This window comes from Aminobacter sp. BA135 (assembly GCF_050859125.1).
Taxonomy (GTDB): Bacteria; Pseudomonadota; Alphaproteobacteria; order Rhizobiales; family Rhizobiaceae; genus Aminobacter; species Aminobacter ciceronei.
The window spans coordinates 1,841,010-1,865,237 of the sequence record NZ_CP139572.1 but is presented as its reverse complement, the minus strand read 5'-3'; the positions used below and the strand labels follow the sequence as shown (position 1 = coordinate 1,865,237).

General features: G+C 64.6%; 24 protein-coding genes. 13 read left to right on the top strand and 11 right to left on the bottom strand.

What is annotated here, in order from left to right; genetic code table 11:
* Nucleotides 1-59: 59 nt before the first annotated feature.
* Nucleotides 60-857, bottom strand: a complete 798-nt coding sequence (locus SLT36_RS09135; protein ID WP_432286975.1) for an N-formylglutamate amidohydrolase — start codon at nt 855-857, stop codon at nt 60-62.
* Nucleotides 858-999: 142 nt separating this feature from the next.
* Here SLT36_RS09135 and SLT36_RS09130 point away from each other — a divergent pair, with 142 nt between their 5' ends.
* The 6 genes from SLT36_RS09130 to SLT36_RS09105 all read left to right on the top strand — a co-directional run bounded on the left by SLT36_RS09130 (nt 1,000) and on the right by SLT36_RS09105 (nt 8,154).
* A complete protein-coding gene (locus SLT36_RS09130) occupies nt 1,000-1,845 on the top strand; it encodes a MurR/RpiR family transcriptional regulator (protein WP_432286973.1) in 846 nt (281 codons plus the stop codon).
* Nucleotides 1,846-2,071: 226 nt separating this feature from the next.
* Nucleotides 2,072-3,232: an efflux RND transporter periplasmic adaptor subunit gene (locus tag SLT36_RS09125; protein WP_432286971.1), complete on the top strand. Its 1,161-nt coding sequence runs from the start codon at nt 2,072-2,074 to the stop codon at nt 3,230-3,232.
* A 14-nt stretch (nt 3,233-3,246) separates the two neighbouring features.
* The gene (locus tag SLT36_RS09120; RefSeq protein ID WP_432286969.1) at nt 3,247-6,375 is read left to right on the top strand and encodes an efflux RND transporter permease subunit; all 3,129 of its coding nucleotides are present in this window, start codon (nt 3,247-3,249) and stop codon (nt 6,373-6,375) included.
* 133 nt (nt 6,376-6,508) lie between these two features.
* Nucleotides 6,509-6,994: a MaoC family dehydratase gene (locus SLT36_RS09115; RefSeq protein WP_269441453.1), complete on the top strand. Its 486-nt coding sequence runs from the start codon at nt 6,509-6,511 to the stop codon at nt 6,992-6,994.
* Between the two features lie 137 nt (nt 6,995-7,131).
* Nucleotides 7,132-7,782 (top strand): TetR/AcrR family transcriptional regulator, encoded by a 651-nt coding sequence (locus SLT36_RS09110; RefSeq protein WP_067958193.1) that lies wholly within the window; start codon nt 7,132-7,134, stop codon nt 7,780-7,782.
* Between the two features lie 123 nt (nt 7,783-7,905).
* Nucleotides 7,906-8,154 carry a DUF680 domain-containing protein gene (locus SLT36_RS09105; protein WP_432286967.1) on the top strand — a complete coding sequence of 83 codons (249 nt, stop codon included), beginning with the start codon at nt 7,906-7,908 and terminating at the stop codon, nt 8,152-8,154.
* A gap of 169 nt (nt 8,155-8,323) precedes the next feature.
* Here SLT36_RS09105 and SLT36_RS09100 read toward each other — a convergent pair whose 3' ends face one another.
* From SLT36_RS09100 to SLT36_RS09075, 6 genes are all read right to left on the bottom strand, one after another.
* A complete protein-coding gene (locus tag SLT36_RS09100) occupies nt 8,324-8,545 on the bottom strand; it encodes a hypothetical protein (protein WP_432286965.1) in 222 nt (73 codons plus the stop codon).
* Between the two features lie 92 nt (nt 8,546-8,637).
* Nucleotides 8,638-9,186 (bottom strand): sarcosine oxidase subunit gamma, encoded by a 549-nt coding sequence (locus SLT36_RS09095; protein ID WP_432286964.1) that lies wholly within the window; start codon nt 9,184-9,186, stop codon nt 8,638-8,640.
* On the bottom strand, nt 9,179-12,172 hold the full coding sequence (locus SLT36_RS09090; protein ID WP_432286962.1) for a sarcosine oxidase subunit alpha: 2,994 nt from the start codon (nt 12,170-12,172) through the stop codon (nt 9,179-9,181). The genes SLT36_RS09095 and SLT36_RS09090 overlap by 8 nt, the downstream gene beginning before the upstream one ends.
* A complete protein-coding gene (locus SLT36_RS09085; RefSeq protein ID WP_432286961.1) occupies nt 12,172-12,552 on the bottom strand; it encodes a sarcosine oxidase subunit delta in 381 nt (126 codons plus the stop codon). Before SLT36_RS09085 ends, SLT36_RS09090 begins: the two co-directional genes overlap by 1 nt.
* A gap of 11 nt (nt 12,553-12,563) precedes the next feature.
* Nucleotides 12,564-12,998: a hypothetical protein gene (locus SLT36_RS09080; RefSeq protein ID WP_432286960.1), complete on the bottom strand. Its 435-nt coding sequence runs from the start codon at nt 12,996-12,998 to the stop codon at nt 12,564-12,566.
* Entirely contained in the window at nt 12,998-14,251 is a 1,254-nt protein-coding gene (locus tag SLT36_RS09075; RefSeq protein WP_192314681.1) for a sarcosine oxidase subunit beta, read from the bottom strand. The genes SLT36_RS09080 and SLT36_RS09075 overlap by 1 nt, the downstream gene beginning before the upstream one ends.
* Nucleotides 14,252-14,490: 239 nt before the next feature.
* On the opposite strand from SLT36_RS09075, the gene SLT36_RS09070 reads away from it, so the two are divergent.
* On the top strand, nt 14,491-15,249 hold the full coding sequence (locus SLT36_RS09070) for an SDR family oxidoreductase (RefSeq protein ID WP_432286959.1): 759 nt from the start codon (nt 14,491-14,493) through the stop codon (nt 15,247-15,249).
* A 50-nt stretch (nt 15,250-15,299) separates the two neighbouring features.
* Here SLT36_RS09070 and SLT36_RS09065 read toward each other — a convergent pair whose 3' ends face one another.
* Together SLT36_RS09065 and SLT36_RS09060 are read right to left on the bottom strand one after the other, a co-directional pair.
* Entirely contained in the window at nt 15,300-16,463 is a 1,164-nt protein-coding gene (locus SLT36_RS09065; protein WP_432288294.1) for an MFS transporter, read from the bottom strand.
* A 147-nt stretch (nt 16,464-16,610) separates the two neighbouring features.
* The gene (locus SLT36_RS09060; protein WP_432286957.1) at nt 16,611-17,438 is read right to left on the bottom strand and encodes an AraC family transcriptional regulator; all 828 of its coding nucleotides are present in this window, start codon (nt 17,436-17,438) and stop codon (nt 16,611-16,613) included.
* Nucleotides 17,439-17,528: 90 nt separating this feature from the next.
* Between SLT36_RS09060 and SLT36_RS09055 the strand changes: the two genes are divergently transcribed.
* A complete protein-coding gene (locus SLT36_RS09055) occupies nt 17,529-17,939 on the top strand; it encodes a DUF2000 family protein (RefSeq protein ID WP_432286956.1) in 411 nt (136 codons plus the stop codon).
* 48 nt (nt 17,940-17,987) lie between these two features.
* On the opposite strand, the gene SLT36_RS09050 is transcribed toward SLT36_RS09055, so the two are convergent.
* Nucleotides 17,988-19,172, bottom strand: coding sequence for a glycoside hydrolase family 5 protein (locus SLT36_RS09050; RefSeq protein WP_432286955.1), 1,185 nt, complete (start codon nt 19,170-19,172; stop codon nt 17,988-17,990).
* A 239-nt stretch (nt 19,173-19,411) separates the two neighbouring features.
* On the opposite strand from SLT36_RS09050, the gene rpsU reads away from it, so the two are divergent.
* The 5 genes from rpsU (at nt 19,412) to SLT36_RS09025 (ending at nt 22,633) form a co-directional block, all read left to right on the top strand.
* Nucleotides 19,412-19,678 (top strand): 30S ribosomal protein S21, encoded by a 267-nt coding sequence (rpsU, locus tag SLT36_RS09045; protein ID WP_067958156.1) that lies wholly within the window; start codon nt 19,412-19,414, stop codon nt 19,676-19,678.
* Between the two features lie 149 nt (nt 19,679-19,827).
* Nucleotides 19,828-20,667: a tetratricopeptide repeat protein gene (locus SLT36_RS09040; protein ID WP_371746472.1), complete on the top strand. Its 840-nt coding sequence runs from the start codon at nt 19,828-19,830 to the stop codon at nt 20,665-20,667.
* A 22-nt stretch (nt 20,668-20,689) separates the two neighbouring features.
* Nucleotides 20,690-21,283, top strand: coding sequence for an NAD(P)H-dependent oxidoreductase (locus SLT36_RS09035; protein ID WP_432286954.1), 594 nt, complete (start codon nt 20,690-20,692; stop codon nt 21,281-21,283).
* Between the two features lie 69 nt (nt 21,284-21,352).
* A complete protein-coding gene (locus tag SLT36_RS09030; protein WP_067958149.1) occupies nt 21,353-21,829 on the top strand; it encodes a DUF992 domain-containing protein in 477 nt (158 codons plus the stop codon).
* 171 nt (nt 21,830-22,000) lie between these two features.
* A complete protein-coding gene (locus SLT36_RS09025; RefSeq protein ID WP_432286953.1) occupies nt 22,001-22,633 on the top strand; it encodes a LysE family translocator in 633 nt (210 codons plus the stop codon).
* A gap of 76 nt (nt 22,634-22,709) precedes the next feature.
* Here SLT36_RS09025 and SLT36_RS09020 read toward each other — a convergent pair whose 3' ends face one another.
* Nucleotides 22,710-24,206, bottom strand: coding sequence for a hypothetical protein (locus SLT36_RS09020; protein ID WP_432286951.1), 1,497 nt, complete (start codon nt 24,204-24,206; stop codon nt 22,710-22,712).
* Nucleotides 24,207-24,228: the final 22 nt, after the last annotated feature.

Genomic DNA, 24,228 nt, shown 5'->3' with positions numbered 1-24,228 from the left:
GTACCGGACGAATAGAATTGCGGCATTCGGCAATGACTCGTTCTCCGTTCGGCCAGTTGTCAGGCGTTTGCCTGGTAGGGAGCGGCCTCGCCCGCTTCCGGTTCGAACTCTGCAAAGATGCCCGTGAGCAGATCCGCCCATTTCCGCTGCCCGGCCGGAGCCGAAATTTCGTCGTTGCGGATTTCGATCATCGCGCATGGCAGGCCGCGCGACCTGCCATGGTGTTCCAGGGTGAAATAGACGCGGTCTTCAGGCGAATAGGGCTCGTTGACGCCAACAGTCACGCCGTCGAGCCTCTGCAGCGCCGCGATCAGCGGTGCGGCAAGCCGACAATCCTCGTCATGGATGATGCCGATGTGCCAGGGGCGCGAGACGCCCTTGTAGACCGGAGTGAAGGAATGGACAGACACCAGTCTCGTCTCTCGCCCTTCGCGGAGCCGCTCCGAAACGACCTCGTCGATCGCCTCGTGGAACGGGCGCCACGATAGCGCGATTCGCGCCTCGCGCTGAGAGGCGGTGAGAGCCGCATTGCCTGGAATGGCCGTCGTCTCGCTGATCTCCGGGATCAGGTCATGAGCGGCGAGCGGCCGGTTGCAGTCGATGGCAAGGCGCGACACGCAGGATTCGACAAGCGTCGCATCAAGGCCCTCGGCCATGCGTTGCGACACCGGCAAGGCGCCCGGATCCCAGGCGATGTGGCGCAGCATTTCGGACGCATCGAGACCAAGCGTGCCGTAGTTTGCGGGCAGATGATTTGAGGCGTGGTCGCACAGGATGACAAAAGGACTGCGCCCGGCCCGGTTCGTCACCCGGACGGCATTCGACATTGCACGCGCAGCGGCCTGGCCCGTTCCCATTCAGTCATCCCCGGGGCCGTATCGTATGTTACGTATTTTTGTTCATTGCGCCCCTTTGGATGATTTCATACACATTGAGAGAGTTTGTCAAATGTCATTTCGGGCCTGAGCCGGACTGTGCGCTGGGCCAGGACGGCAGTGGATGCAGCAGGGGATGAGGATGGTTTCGAGCGTTGCCGAACTGATCACCGAAAAGATCGACACCATGCCTGCCGGCGAGCGCCGGGCGGCGCAGACGCTGATCGCCTCCTATCCACTGATCGGGCTGAAGACGGTGGCCGAATTCTCCCAGCAGGCCGGTGTGTCCTCGCCCACCATCCTGCGTTTCGTTGCCAGGCTCGGCTTCCAGAACTACCCGGAATTCCAGTCGGCACTCCAGGACGAGCTGGCCGCCCAGCTGCAATCGCCGGCGTCGCGAACGACAACCACGCCGTCGCTGCTACCCGCCTCGACAGCGCCCATACTCGAAGCGGTGCTCGAAAACATCCGCGAGACCTTCCGGCACATTTCCGACAGGCAGCTCGCCGACATTGTCACCCAACTGGCCGGCCCGAAAGGGCACGTCTATCTCGTCGGCGGCCGCTTCACCGACCCACTGGCGCGCTACATGGCAGCCCACCTCAACCTGATTCGGCCTGACGTCACCCATCTCGTCGGACAGGAAAGCCTGTGGCGCGACAAGCTGATCGACATGAGCAAGCGCGACACGCTGCTGATCTTCGACATCAGGCGTTACCAGGACAGCCTGATCCGCTTTGCCGAGAAGGCCCATGCCAGAGGCGCCACCATCGTCCTGTTCACCGACCAGTGGCTGTCGCCGATCGCGCGCTTCGCTCGCCACGTGATCGCAGGGCGCACGGCGGTGCCGTCGGCGTGGGATTCGTCATCGGCGCTGTTCGTCGCCGCCGAAACGGTTGTCGGCGCGCTGACCAGCAAGCTCGAAACGGAAGCGGCAAGACGCATTCGCGCGATCGAGGACTTGCGCTGAGCGCGCGGTAAATCCTGCAAATATTACGCAGATTTAATGTGCCAGACAGCCAGATTTGCCCTAAGCCTCGGCTGACGAACTAGGCTATACTGGCGCCCCGATGGGCTTGCGCCCGGTTGCCGACGAACGATCCCTTGGCAAGGTGCGGCAACAGTGCAGTGCTTTGCCAGCGATGAGACGCCACGTGTTCCCGAGTGGAACGAATACGCAGCAGACCGGAGTACGCATGGCCGCCTGGAAGCAGATTGTCTTGGCACTTGTCATTGTACTTGCGGCAGCCGCCGGATGGGTGCTGCTGGTGCCGAGCTCGCGCACGGTCCTTGCCAGCTGGGGCATCGACTGGGCCCAGGCCAAGACCGAACAGCCGCAGGCGGCGGCGCGCAACGGCAGCGGCGGCAACCGCCAGGGCGGCAATCGTGGCGGCCAGCCGCAGACACCTGTCGTGACGCAGACGGTGGCGTCAGGCACGATCAACGACCGCCTGTCGGCGATCGGCACCGGGCGGGCACTCAACTCGGTTGTCATCAACCCTTACGCATCGGGGCGGCTGACTGAAGTCTCGGTCGCAGCCGGCGAGAAAGTCACTGCGGGCACGATGATTGCCCGGCTCGATTCCGATTCGGAAGAGATCGCGCTCGAACGCGCCCGCATAGCCCAGGGCGACGCCGAGGCATCGCTGGAGCGCATCAAGGCGCTGCGCGCCACCAACACGGCAACCACCGTGCAGCTCAAGGAAGCCGAACTCGCCGTCGAGAATGCGCGTCTGGCCGTGCGCGACGCAGCGTTGGCGCTCGACCGCCGCACCATCACCGCGCCCATTGCCGGCATCGTCGGCATCCTGCCTGTCGAGGCCGGCAACTACGTTACCAGCCAGACCACCATCGCCACCATCGACGACCGTTCCAGGATCATCGTCGACATCTGGGTGCCGGAGCGCTTCACCGGGCTGATTTCGGTCGGCGCGCCGTTGAGCGCAAGCTCGGTAGCGCGCCCCGACCGGGTGTTCGAAGGCGAGGTCAGTGCCATAGACAATCGCCTCGATGAACAGAGCCGCACGCTGCGCATCCAGGCGCGGATCGACAATGACGACGACGCGCTGCGCGCCGGCATGTCGTTCCAGGTAGCGATGCAGTTTCCCGGCGACACCTATCCCTCGGTCGACCCATTGGCGATCCAGTGGGGCGGCGACGGCGCCTTCGTCTGGGCGCTCGACAGCGGCAAGGCCAAGCGCGTTCCGGTGCGTATCATCCAGCGCAACACCGACAGCGTGCTGGTGCAGGCGGCGCTGACATCAGGCGACAAGGTGGTGACCGAGGGCATCCACACGGTGCGCGAAGGCGCCGAGTTGCTGATTGCCGGCCGCGAGGCCGGCGGCAGCGGCTCCTGAGCGGGAGCGCCGGCATGAGCGCCACCAAGAACGAGAACGCCGAAAAAGGCATCACCGCACTGTTCGTGCGCCGGCCGGTGCTGGCCTTCGTCATCAACACGCTGATCGTGGTCGCCGGCCTCGCCGCATTCTACGGCGTCGAGGTGCGTGAGCTGCCCGACGTCGACCGACCTGTCATCACCGTGTCGACGACCTATTCCGATGCCGCGGCCGAAATCGTCGACCGCGAGGTGACGGCGGTGGTCGAAGGGGCTGTGGCGCGTGTCACCGGCGTCAAATCGATCTCGTCGAGCTCGTCCTACGGCAACAGCCGGGTAACAGTCGAATTCAATGACGGCGTCGACCTCAACGTTGCCGCCTCCGACATGCGCGACGCTGTCGGCCGGGTGACCAACTCGCTGCCCGACGACGCCGATGCGCCGCGCATCGTCAAGGCCGACGCCAATGCCGACGCTGTGATGCGGCTGGCGGTGACCTCCGACACCATGCCGGTCGAGGACATGACGATCCTGGTCGAGGACCAGATCGTCGACACGCTGGCCGCCGTCGACGGCGTCGCCGACGTGCAGACCTATGGCGACCGCGCCAAGATCTTCCGCGTCGACATCGACCAGGCCAAGGTGGCGAGCCTCGGCCTGACGCTGGCCGACATCTCGAACGCGCTGGCGAGCGTGTCATTCGACGCACCCGCTGGGTCTCTGACCGTCGGCAACCAGGACCTGATCGTCCGCGCAAGTGCGGCTGTGACGACGCCCGAGGCCTTCGAGAGCATCATCATCAACGGCAAGACCAAGCTCGGCGACGTCGCCACCGTCACGCTCGGCGGCGACCCGGGCTCGACCTCTTTGCGCTCCGACGGCAAGACCGGCATCGGCATCGGCATCGTGCGCCAGGCTCAGTCGAGCACACTCGACATCTCCAAGGGCGTGCGCGCGGCAGCAGAGAAGATCCAGACCACGCTGCCCCCCGGCATGACGATCCGGGTGACGTCGGATGACGCGACGCTTGTCCAGGGCGCCATCCACGAGGTCGAGATCGCGTTGATCCTGTCGGTGACGATCGTGCTGATCGTCATCTATGCCTTTCTGCAGGACTGGCGCGCGACGCTGATCCCGGGCTTTGCCATGCCGGTGGCAATGATCGGCACGATCGCCGGCATCTATCTTGCAGGCTTCTCGGTCAATATCCTGACGCTGCTGGCGCTGGTGCTGGCGACGGGCCTCGTCGTCGACGACGCCATTGTCGTGCTCGAAAACATCGTCCGCCGCCGCAACGAGGGCATGGGCCCGCGGGCGGCTGCCGTGCTTGGCACGCAGGAGGTGTTTTTCGCGGTGGTGGCAACGACGGCGACACTTGCCGCAGTGTTCATCCCGATCTCGTTCCTGCCCGGCCAGACCGGCGGCCTGTTTCGCGAGTTCGGCTTCGTGCTGGCGATCTCGGTACTTCTGTCGTCGATCGTGGCTCTGTCGCTGTGTCCGATGCTGGCCTCGCGCATGCTGACCGAAAAGAGCATCGAGCACAGCCATGGCGGCGTGCTCGGCAGGATCGGCACGAAGCTCGCCGCGCTCTACAAACGCTGCTTGCATGCTTGCCTCAATGCGCCCGCTATCGTCATCCTCGTGTCGCTGCTGTTTGCGGGCGCGGCATATGTCGCCTTCGGCAGCGTGCGCCAGGAGCTGACGCCGACCGAGGACCGCTCGTTGGTGATGCTGCGCGTCTCGGCCCCGCAAGGCGTCAGCCTCGACTACACCGCCTCGCAATTGCGCCGCATCGAGGGGCTGATCGAGCCGCTGCGCAAGTCGGGCGAGATCGAGAGCACCTTCGTCAGCGCCGGCATGGGCAACAACAACAACAGCGGTTTCATGGTGCTGTCGCTGGCGCCGTGGAGCGAGCGCAGCCGCACCCAGCAAGAGATCGCCGCCGACATCCTGGCCCGCACCAGCCAGGTGCCCGGCGTGCGCACCACGGTCGGACAGCCCAACAGCCTGGGCATTCGCGGCGCCGGCAACGGTCTGCAATTCGCGCTGATCGGCAACAGCTATGCCGATCTCGGCACCGCCGCCGCCAAGGTGCTGGCCGAGATGGAGAAGGATCCGCGCTTCCGCCAGCCGCGGCTTTCGACCGACGCCAACCAGCCGCAGCTGTTCGTCACCGTCGACCGCGAGCGCGCCTCCGACCTCGGCATCGACATCAATGGCCTGTCCCCTGCCCTGCAGGCGATGCTCGACGGCCGCAAGATATCCAGCGTCTTCATCGAGGACCGCAGCTACGACGTGAAGCTGGTCTCGACCACCAATCCGATCAACGATTCGACCGACCTCGAGAACATCTTCATCAGGACGACCGACGGCCGCTTCGTGCCGGTGTCGACGATCGCCACGCTCAGCGAACGCGCCGTGCCGCCGTCGCTGTCACGCGAACAGCAGCAGCGTTCCGTCGCCATCACCGCCGGCCTGGCCGACGATTTTGCGCTCGGCGATGCACTGAAGGAAGTCGAGCAGATCGCGGCACCGGTCCTGCCGGCGGGCAGCCGCCTGCTGCCGCTCGCCGAGGCGGCGACGCTGAACGAGACCAGCGGCAGCATGCTGACGATCTTCGGCTTTGCCATTGTCATCATCCTCTTGGTGCTGGCGGCCCAGTTCGAGAGCTTCGTTTCGGCTGTCATCATCATGGCGACGGTGCCCTTGGGCCTCGCCTGCGCCGTTTTCGCGCTGATCCTGACCGGCACCTCGCTCAACGCCTACAGCCAGATCGGGCTCGTGCTGCTTGTCGGCGTGATGGCCAAGAACGGCATTCTGGTGGTCGAGTTTGCCAACCAGTTGCGCGACCGCGGCATGGGCGTGCGCCAGGCGATCGAGGAAGCGGCGACGATCCGGTTGCGACCTGTCATGATGACGATGATCTGCACCGTGCTCGGCGGCCTGCCGCTGGTGCTGGCACAGGGCGCCGGCGCCGAGGCGCGCATCGCGCTCGGCTGGGTGATCGTCGGTGGCCTCGGGCTCGCCACGATCTCCACACTGTTCCTTACGCCGGTGGCCTATCTGCTGCTCGGACGCTTCATCACGCCCAAAGTCGCCGAGGAGAGCCGCCTCAAGCGCGAGCTCGAGGAAGCCGCCTACACCGGCGTCGAGCCGGCCGAATAGCAAAATCATCTGCTGATACTGGCCAATCTGCGACGGATTTGCCGCCACAAGCGATGACATGGCGTGTCTGATTCTGTATCAGTCCTCGCAGTTACAGCGCCGCATGACTTTTTCTTATGCAGGACAGGATGCAATGAGCCTGAAATCGATCACCCTCGACGAACTTCAGGCCAATCTCGGCAAGGAGGTTGGCGTCTCGCCATGGCGCACTGTCACCCAGCTGATGATCGACCAGTTCGCCGACGCCACCGACGATCACCAGTTCATCCATTGCGACCCCGACCGCGCGGCGGCCGAGACGCCTTTCGGCGGCACCATCGCGCACGGCTTCCTGACGCTGTCGCTGCTTTCGGCGATGACCTTCGACACGCTGCCTTCGCTCGAAGGCGGCAGCATGGGCATCAACCAGGGTTTCGAGGAGCTGAAGTTCGTCGCCCCTGTCAAGACCGGCTCGCGCATCCGCACCCGCTTCGTGCTGTCGGGCCTGAAGATCCGCCCGTCGGGCTGGATCCAGGCGACGCATGATGTGACGATCGAGATCGAGGACCAGAAGAAGCCGGCCCTCACCGCACGCTGGCTGACCATGACCTTCGTCGAGCCCAAGCGCGAAACAGCCTGATCCCTTCCGTCTTCGTTGCTGCCCATTCCGGACCGGCATTGCGCTAGGTCCGATGAGCTAGCGTGCTCGCCTTGCCGCATTATGGCTCGCCGTATAGACTCCTTTGATCAGATCACGGGAAACGATAGGGCGGTTTCTTGTCCAGCAGTGCAGCACAGCGACGCGAACTCCAGAAGGCCGAACTCAGGGCCGAACTGGTGGCGGCGGCCCACGCGCTCGTACGGGAAGAAGGCTACGAAGGTCTGACGATCCGCAAGCTCGCCACGCGGGTCGGCTATGCGCCGATGTCGGTCTATTCCTATTTCGCCGACAAACAGGAAATTCTGATGGCGCTGGCCGAGGATGCCTTCGCCGACCTGGCGCGGCGGATGCGGCAGAACCAGCCCGAGGATCCCGTCGAGGCAATGCGGGCGGCGCTGAGCGAATATGCGGAATTCGGCCTTGGCAATCCCAACGAATACCGCACCGTGTTCATGACCGAAAAGCTGAAGCATCCGCCTGAAGAGACGTTCGACGAGATGGAGCGAGAGAACCCGGCTTTCCAGATCATCATCGAACGGGTGCATGCGTGCCTTGCCGCCGGCGTGCTGAAAGGCGATGCACGCGCCATCGCCACCGCGCTGTGGACCGTTGCACACGGCTCGGTGTCGCTGCTGATCACCTTCCCCTTCTACCCCTTCGGCGATCCGAAGGCCTATGTGATGCGGATGGGCGACCTGGCCATGGCAGGCCTTGCCGCCAGCGAGACGCCGCCGCTCACCGACGAACCCGGCAAGTGCCCTGGGTAGCAGTGCAGTCAGTGCATCCAAATTAATTTCGTACGCGTACGGTTTATCCCTTGCAAAACGCAGGGTGCGGCCGTATCTGTAAGTCACACCGTACACGTACGGCAAAAATTTACGGAGATGACAATGCGACGGACTATTCTGGCGCTCGCGGCTCTCGCCGCGACGAGCGGCTTTGCAATGGCAAACGACACCCACAAGACGACGCACCAGCCCACTGTGTGCACCCAGACCATCTCGGGCCAGAAGCTCGACTGTGGTCCGACCGGATCCGTCAAGAATGACAGGGGTCCGCAAACGACCAATTCGATCAGCGCGGAAAAGCCGCGCGTCGGCATCGACGTCAATCCCTGGATCGTGCCGAGCTTCAACTGAACGTTTTCTCAGTACCTCCAGAAAAGCCGCCCGTAAAAGGGCGGCTTTTTCGTTTTTTGGCAGGTCCTCTGGCATGTAGCAGGGGTCTTGTCGGCATCCGCAAAGGATCGATGCCGCGAGAGCTTTCCCATAAGCTGTCCCAGATTGCACCAATAGCGGCAGACAACCTCTATTGATCGGCCGTTTGGCCCTTCTCATCGCCAAACGGTGCGCCGGAAATCGTCGTCGAGGTGACCGACACCGGGTCGCTGGCAGGAAAGCTGTCTTCCAGGGCCTCGTCGAGTTCCTGCTGCAGGACCTGCTGATCCTTCGGCCGTTCGTCGTTGCGGCGGGCGCGCCTTTCGCGCTGCGGCCGCATCCGGCCGGTGGTTTGCACGGGCATGGATGGCATGGATTTGTCCTCTCTTCAGCGTCGAGAACAAACGCCTGCCCTGCCCCGAGGTTCCGGGGCGAGGCAGCTCTTCGGAAGAAAGCTCGCGCGGACTAGCCGTCGCGGGCAGCCTCGGACAGGAAGCCCCAGACATAGTCGGAAAACGAGCGCCAGCATTCCAGACGGAAGGCATCCTCGCCGGTGCGCAGAAGCACCATCTCGACCTTGCCGAGCACGGTGCGCGAGGCGGCACCCACCGGGAAGGCTGCAAGCGACAGGTCCTGCGGGCAGCCGGCATTGATGGTATCAGCCGCATTGGGGCCAATGACGGCGATGCCGACATTGCGATGCGAGACATCGACCGCCGAGTGCAGGCCCTTGACCGAAGCGCAGTCGCCGATGGGATCGCCGCCGGCCTCGTCGATAACAAGCCATTCGTCAGGGCCGAGCCAGAGCACGGTGCGGCCAGCCTTGACGGCCGAGCTCTTGGGTTTCTCCGGAAGGGTCACGCCGATCGCCTTGGACAGCGCGGCGACGGCGGCTGGGCGGGCACGCAGCGACATGCGGTTGGCCGGTTCCAGAACCTTGAGCGAAACGCCATGCCCGCCGAGGCTTTTGCCGGCATGCGCCGGCTGACGGGTTGCGATTGCGACCTTAGCCATTGAGGCGGTCTCCCTTCTCGTCGAAGAATACGGTTCCGGTGACTTCCACCTCGATGACGCCATCGGGCATCGGCACGTAGAGCGTCTCGCCAATCCGGTCGCGACCGCCGAGCACGAGGCCCATGGCGATCGAGCGGTCGCAATTGGCCGACCAGTAGCTCGAGGTGACGTGGCCGATCATCTTCATCGGGATCGCCTGCTTGGGGTTCTCGACGATCTGGGCACCCTCTTCGAGCACAGTGCGCGGATCTTTGGTCTTGAGGCCAACGAGTTGCTTGCGGCCCTTGGCGACAAGGTCGGGGCGCGTCATGCCGCGAATGCCGACGAAGTCGGTCTTCTTCTTGCCGACGGCCCAGTCGAGGCCGGCGTCACTGGGCGTTACGGTGCCGTCAGTGTCCTGGCCGACGATGATGTAGCCCTTCTCGGCGCGCAGCACGTGCATCGCCTCGGTGCCATAGGCGCAGGCGCCGTGCTTCTGGCCCTCGGCCCACAAAGCTTCCCACACCGCGCGGCCGTAATCGGCCGGCACGTTGACCTCGAAACCGCGGTCGCCGGTGAAGGACATGCGGAACAGGCGGGTCGGCACACCACAAATCTTGCCTTCTCGCACCGACATGTGCGGCATGGCCTCGTCGGACATGTCGATGCCCTCGACCAGCGGCGCGATGATGTCACGCGAGTTGGGGCCTTGTACCGCAATCACGGCCCACTGCTCGGAGACTGAGGTCAACCAGACGTCGAGATCGGGGAACTCGGTCTGGAGATAGTCTTCCATGTGGTTCATGACGCGGGCAGCACCACCTGTCGTCGTAGTGACGTGGAAGCGGTCCTGCGCCAGGCGGCCGACGACGCCGTCGTCATAGATGAAACCGTCCTCGCGCAGCATGATGCCATAGCGGCAGCGGCCGACTTCGAGCTTCTCCCACGGGTTGGTGTAGAGCAGCTCCATGAACCTGGCGGCGTCAGGACCGACCACCTCGATCTTGCCGAGGGTGGAGGCGTCGAACAGGCCGGCAGACTTGCGGACGGTGACGCATTCGCGGTCGACGGCTCGATGCATGTCTTCGCCGGCGCGTGGAAAATACCAGGCGCGCTTCCACTGGCCGACATCCTCGAACACCGCGCCATGGCTCTCGGCCCAGCTATGGGTCGGGGTCTTGCGCGTCGGGTCGAACAGCCCGTGGCGGGCGTGGTTGACGATGGCGCCGAAGGTCACCGGTGTGTAGGGCGCGCGGAAGGTGGTGAGTCCGACGGCCGGGATGTCCTTGTTTAGCGCCTCAGCCGCGATGGCAAGGCCGTGCATGTTGGACGTCTTGCCCTGGTCGGTGGCCATGCCGTTGGTGGTGAAGCGCTTGACGTGCTCGATCGAGCGCATGCCTTCATGCACTGCCTGGCGGATGTCCTTGGCGGTGACGTCGTTCTGGAAGTCGACGAAGGCCTTGACCGTGGTACCGGCACCGGCGCCCGGTCCGGAACCGAGCATACCGCCGGTCCAGCCTTCGGAAGCCTCGACCTTGAGCGTGACACCCTTGCTTGACTTGGCCCCAGCATCGCGGGCGGCATTGGCGCCGGCCTCAAGCGCCTGCGCGACGGTGTCTTCGAGCGAGTCGGAGCCGTTGCAGGCGCCGACCGAGACGCAATCCTGAGCATATGTACCGGGCAGGAAGCGCTTGGTGGCGTCGTCGAAAGCAACCTTGCCGCGCGACTGCGAGAACATGTGCACCGATGGCGTCCAGCCGGCTGACATCAGCAGCGCGTCGACGGCGATGGTGCGCTCGGCGCCGCCGCCCTTGGCCTGCACGGTCATCGACTTGATCCGCTGGCTGCCATTGACGCTGGTGACGGCGCGGCCATGGTTGACCTCGATGCCGAGCGCGCGTGCCTCATCGACAAGCGGGCCAGACGGGTTGTCGCGCAGGTCGACGACGGCGGCGACGCCGACGCCAGCCTTCTTGAGGTCGATGGCCGCAGCATAGGCGCTGTCATTGGCGGTATAGACCCCAATCTGTCTGCCGACGACGACGCCGTAATGGTTGAGGAAGGTGCGCGCCGCGGATGCCAGCATGACACCCGGGCGGTCGTTGTTGGCAAACACCATGTGACGCTCGATGGCGCCGGTGGCGATGACAACGCGCTTGGCGCGAACTTGCCACAACCGCTCGCGCGGCTCGTCGCGGCCGGGGCGCGCAAGATGGTCGGTGACACGCTCGACGAGGCCGACGAAATTCTGGGCGTAGTATCCGAAGGCCGTGGTGCGCGACAGAACGGTGACGTTGTCCATTGCGGCGAGTTTCGCCACCACAGCTTGCGCCCAGCTCCAGCCGTCCTGGCCGTCGATGACGGCGCCTTTTTCATAACGCAGCGCGCCGCCGAACTCGGCCTGCTCGTCGCAAATGATGACGGGGACGCCGGTTTCGGCCGCAGCAAGTGCCGCAGCCAGGCCGGCAGCGCCGCCGCCGAGCACCAGCACCTCGCAATGGGCGTAGAGCGCCGAATAATGGTCGGGATCGGGTTGGTCCGGTGCTACACCAAGACCGGCCGCGGCGCGGATATTGGGCTCGTAGAACTTGTGCCAGGCAGCCTTTGGCCACATGAAGGTCTTGTAGTAGAAGCCGGCCGAGAACATCGGCGACGCGATATCGTTGACGGCACCGACGTCGAAGGAGAGCGACGGCCAGCGGTTCTGCGAGGCGACGGTCAGGCCGTCATAGAGCTCCTGCACGGTGGCCCGCACATTGGGCGTCTTGCGCGCAGCGTCGCGGCTGACGGTGACCAGCGCGTTCGGCTCCTCGGCGCCAGCGGAGAGGATGCCGCGCGGACGGTGATACTTGAACGAGCGGCCGACGAGATGCACGCCATTGGCGAGCAGCGCCGACGCGACGGTGTCACCGGCAAGGCCGGTCATCGACTTGCCGTCGAAGGTAAAGCGCGCGGTCTTGGCCGGCGTCAGGCGGCCCTGGCCGGAAATGCGGTAGGACCCGGCCATCATGCCTCTCCCTTGGTCGAGCGTTTTGCCTTGGGCTTTTCGTTGAGCTGGTCAGGCGGGCGGTTGGCCCAGGCGGCCGGGCCACCGTCGGCCTTGAGCTTCTCGAGGTCCGGCTTGGGCTCGCCGGCCTTGTAGGTCAGAAGGAAGCGGTCGGTGATGGTGTCGCGGGCGGCGTTGAAGAAGCGCGCGCAGCCATGGATGTGGCGCCAGCGTTCGAAGATTACACCCTTCGGGTTGGAGCGGATGAAGAAGAATTTTTCGAAGTCTTCGTCGCTCTCGGCGGCGATGCTGGTCGAGCGCGCTATATGCGCTTCGCCGGCATTGCGGAACTCGAGCTCGGGACGCTCTTCCTCGCAATAGGGGCAGTGAATGAGAAGCATCTTGATGATCCCTAGAGTTCGCCGGGGCCGATTGTGGTGCCTTGCGGCTGGTCGCAGAGCCGCCGCCCCAAGGCCTCGAACGGAGCGACGCGCTTGATCAGCGTCTCGACGTTGTCGGCCGGCAGGAACAGGTCGCGGCTTGAGATGTTGAGGAAGGTAAGCTCGAACGGGTTGGCCGAGACGATGACGTGGCGCCCAGGCGGCGCATCGTGCTCATCATCGGGATCGTCAGGCGTGTCGATGAAAGAAACGACCCGGCGCCCGCCACTCCACACACACGCAAGCAGGCCCGAGGCGACCGAGAACGGCCACTCCGCCTCGTTGTCGCTGCGGCTGATCGTCTGCAGCCGGACCTCGCTGGCATCGGGTACGTGCAGCATGCCCCTTTCGTCGGCAAGGACGAAGGGCGCGGCCACGGCCGCTATGGTGGCGGCGAGCGTTGTCATCAGTGCGCGACGGCTGCGGCTGCCGCCTCGTCGATGAGACGGCCGGTGCGGAAGCGCTCGATGGTGAAGGGCGCGTTGATCGGGTGCGGCTCGTCGCGGGCAATGGTGTGGGCAAAGACGTTGCCCGAGCCCGGCGTTGCCTTGAAACCACCCGTGCCCCAGCCGCAATTGACGTAGAGCCCCGGCACCGGCGTCTTGGCCAGGATCGGCGAACGGTCCGGCGTGACATCGACGATACCGCCCCACGAACGCAGCATCTTCATGCGCGTGAACATCGGGAACATCTCGCAGATCGCATCGAGCGTGTGGTTGATGATGTGCAGGCCGCCGGTCTGCGAATAGGAAATGTACTGGTCGGTGCCGGCGCCGATGACCAGCTCGCCCTTGTCGGACTGCGAGATGTAGGCATGTACCGTGTTGGACATGACAACGCACGGGAATACCGGCTTGACCGGCTCCGATACCAGCGCCTGCAGCGGGTAGCTTTCGAGCGGCATGCGCACGCCGGCCATGTTCATGATGACCGAGGTGTGCCCTGCGGCAACGACGCCGACCTTCTTGGCGCCGATGAAGCCCTTCGAGGTCTCGACGCCCGAGACGCGACCGTCGGGCGTACGGCGCACGCCCGTCACTTCGCAATTCTGGATGATGTGGACGCCGCGATCGGAGGCGCCGCGGGCATAGCCCCAGGCAACCGCGTCGTGGCGAGCGGTGCCGCCGCGGCGCTGCAAGGCGGCGCCAACGACGGGATAACGCGCCGAGGCCGAGATGTTGAGCGGCGGACAGAACTCCTTGGCCTGCTCCGGCGTCAGCCATTCATTGTCGATGCCGTTCAGCCGGTTGGCGTGGACATGGCGCTTCAGCACCTGCACGTCATGGACGTTGTGCGCCAGCATCATCACGCCGCGCGCCGAATACATGACGTTGTAGTTGAGGTCCTGGCTGAGCCCGTCCCACAGCTTCAGCGCATGGTCGTAGATGCCGGCCGATTCGTCATAGAGGTAGTTCGAGCGGATGATGGTGGTGTTGCGGCCGGTGTTGCCACCACCGAGCCAGCCCTTTTCCAGCACCGCGACATTGGTGATGCCGTGCTCCTTGGCGAGATAATAGGCAGTTGCCAGGCCATGGCCGCCGGCGCCGACGATGATGACGTCGTATTCGCTTTTCGGCTCAGGCGAGGACCACTGTTCCTCCCAGCCCTTGTGTCCCCGCATCGCCTCGCGGGCTATGGCAAAAACCGAATATTTCCGCATTTTTTCAGGGCCTCGCTGATGCCGGAAGCTTGGGAGCGCGAGGTGTAGCACTAGCGAAATCCGACGACCAGCCTTGGACTGTTTGCGACGGGGCCTGCCGTTTTGCGCCATGGGTTTGCGCCATCGGGTTCGTCGTCGATTTCCGCCGCAGATATCGGGTGGCTGGCAAGCCTGGCTATTGCGAATGACACGACCAGGCCAGCGGAGCCCGCTGGCTGAACGTGCATGGAGCAAGTACGATGTTTGGACTGAACGGAAAAGTGGCTCTGGTGACTGGAGCGAGCTCTGGCATCGGCCGGGCGACGGCGAAGCTGTTCGCTGCGCAGGGCGCCAAGGTTGTGCTGGCGGCACGTGGGGCGACCGGGCTGGAAGCGCTGGCAGCGGAGATGCGGGCCGACGGATGCGAGGCAGCGACGCTCGCCGGCGACGTCAGGGACGAAAGCTTCGCGCGTGCCCTCGTCGAGCTTGCTACCACCGAGTTCGGCGGTCTCGACATTGCCTTCAACAATGTCGGCCTCGTCGGCGAAATGGGCCCGATCACCGGGTTGGAACTGGCAAGCTGGACAGAGGTGATGGAGACCAATCTGACCAGTGCCTATCTCGGCGCAAAGCACCAGATCCCGGCAATGCTGGAACGTGGCGGCGGCTCGTTGATCTTCACCTCGACCTTCGTCGGCTACACCGCCGGCATGCCCGGCATGGCGGCCTATGCCGCGAGCAAGGCCGGCCTGATCGGCCTGACGCAGGTGCTGGCTGCCGAATATGGCGCGCAAGGCATCCGCGTGAACGCCCTATTGCCCGGCGGCACCGACACGCCGATGGCGACGTTCAAGACCGCCGAAGAACGCGCCTTCGTCGAGGGTCTGCACGCGCTAAAGCGCATCGCCCGACCCGAGGAGATCGCCCGCTCGGCGCTTTATCTCGCTTCGGAAGCCTCGAGCTTCACCACGGGTGCCGCCCTGCTGGCCGATGGCGGCGTGTCGATCAACCGACTCTGAAATTGGCACGGCCCAGAGTTGCGAATCTCCGGGCCGCCAAGGCGATCCGATCAGGCCGCGCCGAGGCGCGCGGCCTTCATGTTGGGCAGGAACACGGTCAGCAGGCCCAGCATCGGCAGGAACGAGCAGAGCTTGAAGACATATTCGATGCCGCGCGAGTCGGCGATCACACCCAGCACCGCGGCAGCGATGCCGCCAATGCCGAAGGCAAAGCCGAAGAAGATGCCGGCGATGAGACCGACGCGGCCGGGCACCAGCTCCTGGGCGAAGACAACGATGGCCGAGAAGGCCGAGGCCAGGATCAGGCCGATCAGCACGGTCAGCACCTTGGTCCAGAACAGGTCGGCATAAGGCAGCATCAGCGTGAACGGCAAAACGCCGAGAATCGAGAACCAGATCACCGTCTTGGCGCCGAAGCGATCGCCGATCGGGCCGCCGAGGAAGGTGCCGAGTGCCGCCGCGCCGAGGAACAGAAACAGCAGATACTGCGATTCCTGCACCGACACGCCGAAGCGCTCGATGACATAGAAGGTGTAGTAGCTCGACAGGCTGGCCGTGTATGCCTGCTTGGAGCAGACCAGGATGGCCAGCACGACCAGCGCCGAGATGACTTTGTTGCGCGGCAGCGGGTTGAACAAGGTCGGCGCCGCGCGCTTGGCGGAACTGACGATGTGGCGGCTGTACCAGACGCTGACACGGATGAGCACGACGATGCCGACCATGGCAGCGATCGAGAACCAGGCAATGCCGCCCTGCCCCAGGGGCACGACAATAAAGGCGGCCAGCAACGGCCCGAGCGCCGAACCGAAATTGCCGCCGACCTGGAACAGCGACTGGGCGAGGCCGAAGCGGCCGCCGGAGGCGAGACGCGCGACTCGTGACGATTCGGGATGGAATATCGCCGAGCCCAGTCCGACGAAGGCCGAGCCGACGAGCAGCATCGAATAGCTGTGCGCGAAGGCCAGCGTCAGCAGGCCGATCAGCGTCAGGCACATGCCGACGGGCAGCGAGAATGGCAGTGGCTTCTTGTCGGTGTACATGCCGATGACCGGCTGCAGCAGCGACGCGGTGACCTGGAAGGTCGTGGTCAGAAGGCCGATCTGCCAGAAGTCGAGCTTATAGTCGTCCTTCAGCATCGGATAGAGCGACGAGATCAGCGACTGCATGACGTCGTTGAGGAAATGGCTGAAGCTGACCGCGAGAAGAATTGCCATCACCGTGCCATCGGCGGACGACGAACGGGCGGGTATGGCTGTATCGGTCACGGCAAAAGCTCCGGGCGCATTTCTAGGGACAGGCTGACATAGACCCGCAGGCCGCGCCTTTCATGGTGCACGCTGCGGTACTGTACGGTCCAGTTGTCAGCGGGTGCCAGCGCGCGCAAGGGCTGTGAAGCGGCCCGGCGTGATGCCGAAGCGGGCACGGAAATGGCGTGTCATGTGGCTCTGGTCGGCGAAGCCGGAAGCCGCAGCAGCCTCGGCCAACCCCTCGCCCGCGGCCATGCGGGAGCGCGCGTGCGCCAGCCTGCGCCCGACGAGATAGCGGTGCGGCGAGGTGCCGAGAAGCCGGCGGAACGCACGGGCAAGCTCGAAGCGGTCGAGGCCGGTGATGCGTTCGAGGTCGCCTGACGTCACCTGCCGGTCGAACTCTTCGGTCAGGAACGAGCGTGCTACGGCGACCTCGTCGACGGGCAGTGCCGCCACGCGCCGCAGCCCGGCGTCATCGCTGCGCCGGGCGAGGTGCGCCGCAACATCGGCGACGAAGGCATCGGCCTGCAGCAGCTCCATTGGATAGGGGAAATCGGCGAAGGCATCGTCGATCAGAGCGGCAAGTGCGGCATCGCGCTCGACCACTTCGGGCACGAAGGGCAACAGGCTGTCGCGGCCCAGCGCCCGACAGACGAGCCACGGCTCGATGTAGAGCATGCGGTAGGAAAAGCCATCGGGCACACCGGCATGGCCGTCATGCACCTCATCGGGATGGATGACCATGCATTCGTCCCGGACGCTGATCCGGTCGCTGCCACGATAACGGAAGGCCTGCGCGCCCCAAAGCGTGTGGCCGACGGCATAGGTTTCGTGGCGATGCGGATCGTAGGCGTGGCCACCGAAGCGCGCGACCAGACGCTGCAGCCCGTGGACCGGCTCGTCGGTGGCGATGAAGTCTTCGGTCATTGATGCGGGAGACATCATGCGGGTCCGCGCTGGCTGAAACCGCAATGTCGTGGCGCTCGCACAAACGTTCAAGACCCTTACGCCGGACGCGGCTAGCCTTGGGTCATGATGTACCCGACCAAGACCGCTCTCATCCTCCTCGACGAACTCGCGCCCTGGCAGAAGGTAAATGTCTCGGCATTCCTGACCGGCGGGCTGATGCACGGTTATCCCGAAATGGCAGGCGAGCCCTACAAGGACAATGACGACAATTTTTATCTCGCGATGATCCGCGAACCTGTCTTCGTCTATGGCGCGGACAGCCAGACGATACGGCGAACCTTCGAGCGGGCCCGTTCGCGCGGCATGGCGTTTTCGATCTACTCGCGGCCGCTGTTCGTAACGAACAACGACGCCGACAACCGCGCCTCGGTGGCGGCAACGCCTGCCGCCGGGCTCGACATCGTCGGGCTCGGCCTGCATGGCGACCGCAAGCTCGTCGACAAGATCGTCAACGGACTGAAGTTTTTGGCGTAGCGCAGTTCCGGGGAAAGCGTGGTCCGTCCGGAATTGCGCCAATAACGATTACTTGCCCGCCGCCAAGCGCTTGGAGATCGGTTCGAACTCGGACGTCGACTTGCGCTTGACCGGATCGGGCTCGTTATTCTCCTGCGCTTCCCAATATTTCCAGTTCACCTTGCCCGAGCCGAGCTCGTAGTCCATGCCGTCCCAGGCGTCTTCGCGGAAGCTGTAGAAGGCCCAGTGCAGCTTGTCCTCGTCGAGGTTGGTCAGCACGTCCTCGAGATACTGCTTGCAGAACGGCAGGCGGCGCATGCAGCCGAACTCGCCGGCGACGACGCGGTTGCGCGCGATGCCGCGGCTCTCCGCCCACTCGACCGGCTGGTCGAGATAGGCGCGGACGCGCTCGGCATCCCATCTCTCCTCGCCGTTGCCGTAAGGCACCTTGCCTGGATAGGCGTAGGGCTTGTCGCGCTTCATGTTGGGCGCGCTGGTCGCGGCATAAGGCTCGTACATGTGGAAAGAGTAAAGGACGCGCTGATCGGCGAGGCCCGCCGGCCAATAAGAGAAGGCGTCGGCCGCGGCATACCAGCCGGCGTCGGCCATGATTGGGGTCGCAGGATCGACTTCGCGGATCGCCGCGATGACCGTGTCGTAGAAGGCCCTGAGATCACGCGAGCTGCCGGCATTCTTGGTGTACCAGGCGCGCATCTCGGCGATGTTGGCGTGCTCGGCGAGCCCCCCTTCCTTTTCCGGCGTCGGCTCGTTGACGATGTTGTAGGCAGCGACGGCCGGATGGTCCTTGAGTTCGCGCGCCAGGTCGCGCCAGAAGGCGGCGGCCTGGGTCCAGTATTCCTTGTCGGCCCACAGGCGGCCGTCGAACTTCCTGTCGTTGTTCTGGGCCCAGCGCATGCCGGGAAGCGATAGCGGTGCGATGACAACCTTGAGGCCGGCCTTGTCGGCGCGGTCGAGCACTTGCTTCAGCGTCTTCACGTCGGAGGCGACAAGGCCGTCATACTTGTCGGCGGTGCCGATCAGGAAGTCGCGCTTCTCCGGCTTCCACTTGTCATAGGACAGGCGCACCCAGGTGGCGCCATAGCCGCGCAGCGCATCGAAATAAGCCTGATCCGGCGGCAGGCGGTTGAAGCTGTTGCCGCCATGCTGCGGCTTGTCCCAGAAGCCGATGAGATCGGCCGCGTGCGCCTGCGGAATGGCGGCAGTGAGCGCCAGGGCGAAAATCAGTGAACGCATGGACGGGCTTGCCTATGGGAACTGGAAATGAGAGTGGCTTCCTTGACAAGGAATGCGGCGGAAGTGGGCACGGTGCGGTGCCACTTTTCGCACAGACCGCAGGAAGTGCGGCCTTTGCAGTGGACAAGCAGGGCTGATTCTGCTATCTGCCGCCAACAATTCCCGGTGGAACCCATCGTGGAGGCGTTGTGGCTATTGCCGTAGCCTCCAGATTACGAACCCGAAAGACAGGATCACACGTGCAGGTACTCGTCCGCGATAACAATGTTGACCAGGCGCTTCGCGCGCTGAAGAAGAAAATGCAGCGCGAAGGCATCTTCCGTGAAATGAAGATGCGCGGTCACTACGAGAAGCCTTCGGAAAAGCGTGCTCGCGAAAAGGCTGAAGCCGTTCGCCGCGCCCGCAAGCTGGCCCGCAAGCGCGCCCAGCGCGAAGGCCTGCTGCCCAGCACGCCGCGCCCGGCCGCTGCCGCTGGTGCAGGCGCTGGCGCACGTCCGGCACGTTGATCTGCCAATCTTTGGTCCTTTTCGAAGGATAACGACAAGGTGGGGCGACCAAAAATCGCCGCCACCTTTTTGTTTTGTCCGGACGTCACCGGACGCGGCGCTCAAGCCGTAGAGGCGCAAGCGAGGGACACGCAGCGATGAATGCAGTCATGAGCAACCGCAACTCCCTGCTGCGCGGCGGCGCCATGACAGCTCTCGTGCTGGTATCCATGGCCGTTGCCGGCTGCCAGTCGTCCGGCCCGGCCGGCGAGCTGACCCGCATCGACACGATGCAGGGTTCGAGCGAGAACATCTCGTCGCTGAGTGCCGTCATCTCAAGCAATCCCAACGACCCCGAAGCCTACAATGTGCGCGGCTCGGCCTATGGCCGCGGCGGCAAATACCGCGAGGCACTGCAGGACTTCGACCGGGCGCTGCAGCTCAATCCGAACTTCTATCAGGCCTACTCGAACAGGGCGCTGATCTACCGCTTCATGGGCAACCAGGCCTCGGCGCTGGCCGACTACAACAAGGCGATCCAGCTCAACGCCTCCTATGACGCTGCCTATATCGGCCGCGGCAATCTCTACCGCAAGGCGGGCCGCACCCAGGACGCCTTCAACGATTTCCAGAAGGCGATCGAGCTCGACACCACCGACCCGCGCGCCTACCACAATCGCGGCCTGATCTATCAGCAGCAGGGCCAGCACGCATTTGCGCTCGAGGATTTCTCCAAGGCGATCTCACTGTCGCCTGACGCAGCCGAGCCGTATAACGGCCGCGGCCTGTCTTATCTCGCCACCGGCGACGACGACAACGCCTTCGCCGACTTCAATATGGCAATCAAGCTCGACGGCAAGATCGCTGAAAGCTGGGCCAACCAGGCGCTGATCTACGAGCGTCGTGGCGACAAGGCCAAGGCCGCCAAGGCTTATGCCGAGGCAGTGCGCCTCGACCCCAACTACAAGCCTGCTGTCGACGGCCTCGCCCGCACACGCGGCGGCGCCTGACCTTTCGCGGCGAGGCATTGCCATGAACTGCCTCGTCGTGCTGTCGCATCCGCTGCCCGACAGCCTGAACCGACATTTCGCAGAGACGGCAATCGCCGAGCTCACCGGCGCCGGCCATCAGGTCGAGCTGCTCGACCTCTACCGCACAGCTTACGATCCGCGCCTGACACCCGCCGAGCGTAGCTCTTATTATGGCGAGCGCTTCGACGCATCGGCACTCGACGCCCACCCAAAAACCCTGCGCGAGGCCGAGGTGCTGGTGCTGGTGTTCCCGACCTGGTGGTTCGGCCTGCCGGCGATGCTGAAGGGCTGGGTCGACCGGGTGTTCGCCCCTGGCATCGCCTTTGATCACGGCAGCGATTTCGGCCCGATCAAGCCGCTGCTCGGCAAGCTCCGCCATGTCGTTGTCATCACCACACTCGGCAGCCCGTGGTGGATTGACCGGCTGCTCATGCGCCGTCCGGTGCGCCGCATCCTGAAATGGGGTGTGTTCAAGGCTTGTGCGCCGAAGGCCCGCTTCGCCATGCTGTCGTTTTATGCCGCAGAAAAGCCGCAGCCGGAGCGCGTGATGCGTTTCGCTGGCGAGATTCGCCGGCGATTGCGTGAGATCGGCTAGCCGCGCCTGAGGGAACCTTTCGGCGGCTATGCGGTTGATATCGCTTCATGCCTGAAAGGATTCCCCCAAATGAAAAAGCTCGCCATCCTTGCCCTTGCCCTGGTGCCCTTTGCGGCACCCGCACACGCGCAGTTCGGCGCCAAGCTCGGCATGCTCAGCTGCACCGTCAACGGCGGCACCGGCTTTGTCATCGGCTCGAGCAAGGACATGCAGTGCACGTTTACGCCAGCCTTCGGCAACCGCGCCCAGGAGATCTATTCCGGCCGCATCAACAAATACGGCGTCGACATCGGCACCACCACCGGCGGCGCGCTGGAATGGCTGGTACTGGCGCCGAGTCGCGACGTCTACGACCCGGGCGGCCTCGCCGGCAACTATCTCGGCGCGACAGCCGAAGCGACGGTCGCAGTCGGCCTCGGCGCCAACGTGCTCGTCGGCGGCTCCGGCCGCTCGATCGCGCTGCAGCCGGTCAGCCTGACCAACCAGACCGGCCTTAACGCCGCCGTGGCGATCGGCGCGCTGCAGCTGACCGCACCTCTCAAGTAAGCTGCAGTCACCGTTTCAAAGTGCCGGGGTGCAAACAGCGCTCCGGCATTTTTTTGTGCCGATGACGCGGCATCTGCCGCAATCGTTCGGTCGCGCCTGCCCTCTTTCCCGGTTCGAGATTTCCGGGCATTTCTGCGCCCAGCCGGAGATCCAGCGCGGAGGGGAATGTGCATGCCCGAGACAGCCAGCCTGATCGCATTTGCTGCCATTGCCCTTGGCATGGTGCTGACACCGGGCCCCAACATGATCTACCTGGTGTCGCGTTCGCTGAGCCAGGGCCCCAGGGCCGGCCTGATCTCGCTCGGCGGGGTGGCGCTCGGTTTCGTCGTCTACATGCTGTGCGCGGCCTTCGGCATCACGGCGCTGATATTCGCCGTTCCTTACGCCTATGACGCCATCCGCTTCGCCGGCGCCGCCTACCTGCTCTGGCTCGCCTGGCAGGCCCTTCGCCCGGGTGGACGTTCGCCCTTCCAGGTGCGGCAGCTGCCCAAGGACACGCCGCGCAAGCTGTTTGCCATGGGCTTTCTCACCAATCTGCTGAACCCCAAAGTCGCCGTGCTCTATCTGTCGCTGCTGCCGCAGTTCATTGATCCGGCCGACGGCAGCGTGCTGACCCAGCTTCTGGTGCTCGGCACGATCCAGATCTCGATCAGCATTACGGTCAACGCACTCATCGCCATCTCCGCCGGTTCGATCTCCTCCTTCCTCGCCAGCAACCCCGGCTGGGTCGAGGTGCAACGCTGGCTGATGGGCACGGTGCTGGCCGGTATGGCCGTGAAGATGGCAACCGAAGCCCAGCGCTAAAGTGTGTGGCGGTTCTCCGTCCGGAATTGCGCCAACAAAAAAAGAGATCCGCGATTCGAAGAATAGCGGAAACGCCCTAGACGGCCGGACCAGCCGGCTTGATGCGCCGGCGCGCGGCGGGCCGCGGCTTAGGCGGATCGGGGGCCGCCTTGCGGCCGAGATCGACGGCGTCGCGCAGCACGTCGAGATGGCTACGCGGGCCGCGCTCACCAGAAGGCAGCACCTCCCAGCCCTCGGCCGCCGTCGACCAGTAATTGGTGTGGGTGAAGATACGGCCGAGCGCCCAGGTCAGGCTGACCTGGATGTTGAGGATGCCGGGGCCGAAATTTTCGACCAGCGGTCCGGAGATCGGATCGCCGGTCAGCCAGCCATTGCCCTTGTCGTGGATGTTGGTCCAGCGCGTCGCGGAAAAGACCGCAGCGTGGTGTGGGTATCTAGGCAACCGCGAGGGGTAGAGGATGTTGGGGGTCTTGCCTTCCGACACCGGCGGGCATGTCGACAGCAGCCGCTCGTCGACCGCCTTGGCGAAGTCGGCGGCATTGTGCGCAACGAGGAACTCGGCATGGGTGAGCGGGCTGCCGAAGGTGACGAAATCGCTGACCTTCCAGCTGTCGAGCTTGTCGGACGGTGCGCTGCTCAGCTGCCGATAGAGCTGCCATTGCAGGCCGCGAAACTCAGCCAGCTCTGCGGCATCCATCGTGACCTTGGCGCGCTCGGCGCTGTCGATGGGCAGCGCCTTCTTGCCGACAGCGCGGAACGCCTTGAGCAGCTCCGGCTCGCTGCGCCTGTTGCGGCCGCTCGGCGCGCGTTCGGCCCACAACAGCTGCAATATGTCGTAGGCGACGATGGTGCCCAGGCTGTGGGCGACAACGACGATGCGGTCATAGGCCGGGTCGTCGTTCAGCCCGCGCAGCAGCGCCAGCCCCCTCTCCCGCACTTCTGTTCGCTTGACAATGGTGTCGGGCTCGGCCCGGACATAGATGGCAACGTCGCCGAAATAGGGCACCAGGAACTGGCTGACCAGCCAGCCGACGGCCACGGCAGCGATGCTCCAGACCCAGCCGGGGAAGAGCACCTTGCCCAGCCCGAACCACTCGATCAGGTTGGGAACGATGAGCAGCGTAGCGATCAGCGCAGTGACCGCCCAGGCGGCGATGTAGAGCCGCCGTGCGTCGACGGGCACATCCGACCACTTGCGCAGCAAAAGGCCCTTCACCCAGGCCACGAGGCGCTGGACGGTGGTGCCCTGAGTAATGTCGGACCAGTAGAGCTCGTAGAACTCGGTCCGCCGTCCGTCGACGTCATCGGGCGTGGTGATGCGGCGCAGCTCGTAGGACCGCGCGCGCCGGTCAGGGTGGACCCAGCTCTTGTTGATCAGGCCATCACCGTCAGGATCCGGCTTGCGCGCACCGAACTTGCCTTCCGTCCGACTGAGATCGGAACTCCAGACAGCACTGACGAAGCTGCGGATGGTATCCATCGGCCGCTGCTCGCCCATGCCGTGGACGATGACCACGGCCTGGCGCGCATTGTCCTTGGCCGCAGGCCGTATTGGTGCGGGGCTGACATTCATCGCAAATCCCCCCTGACAAGAG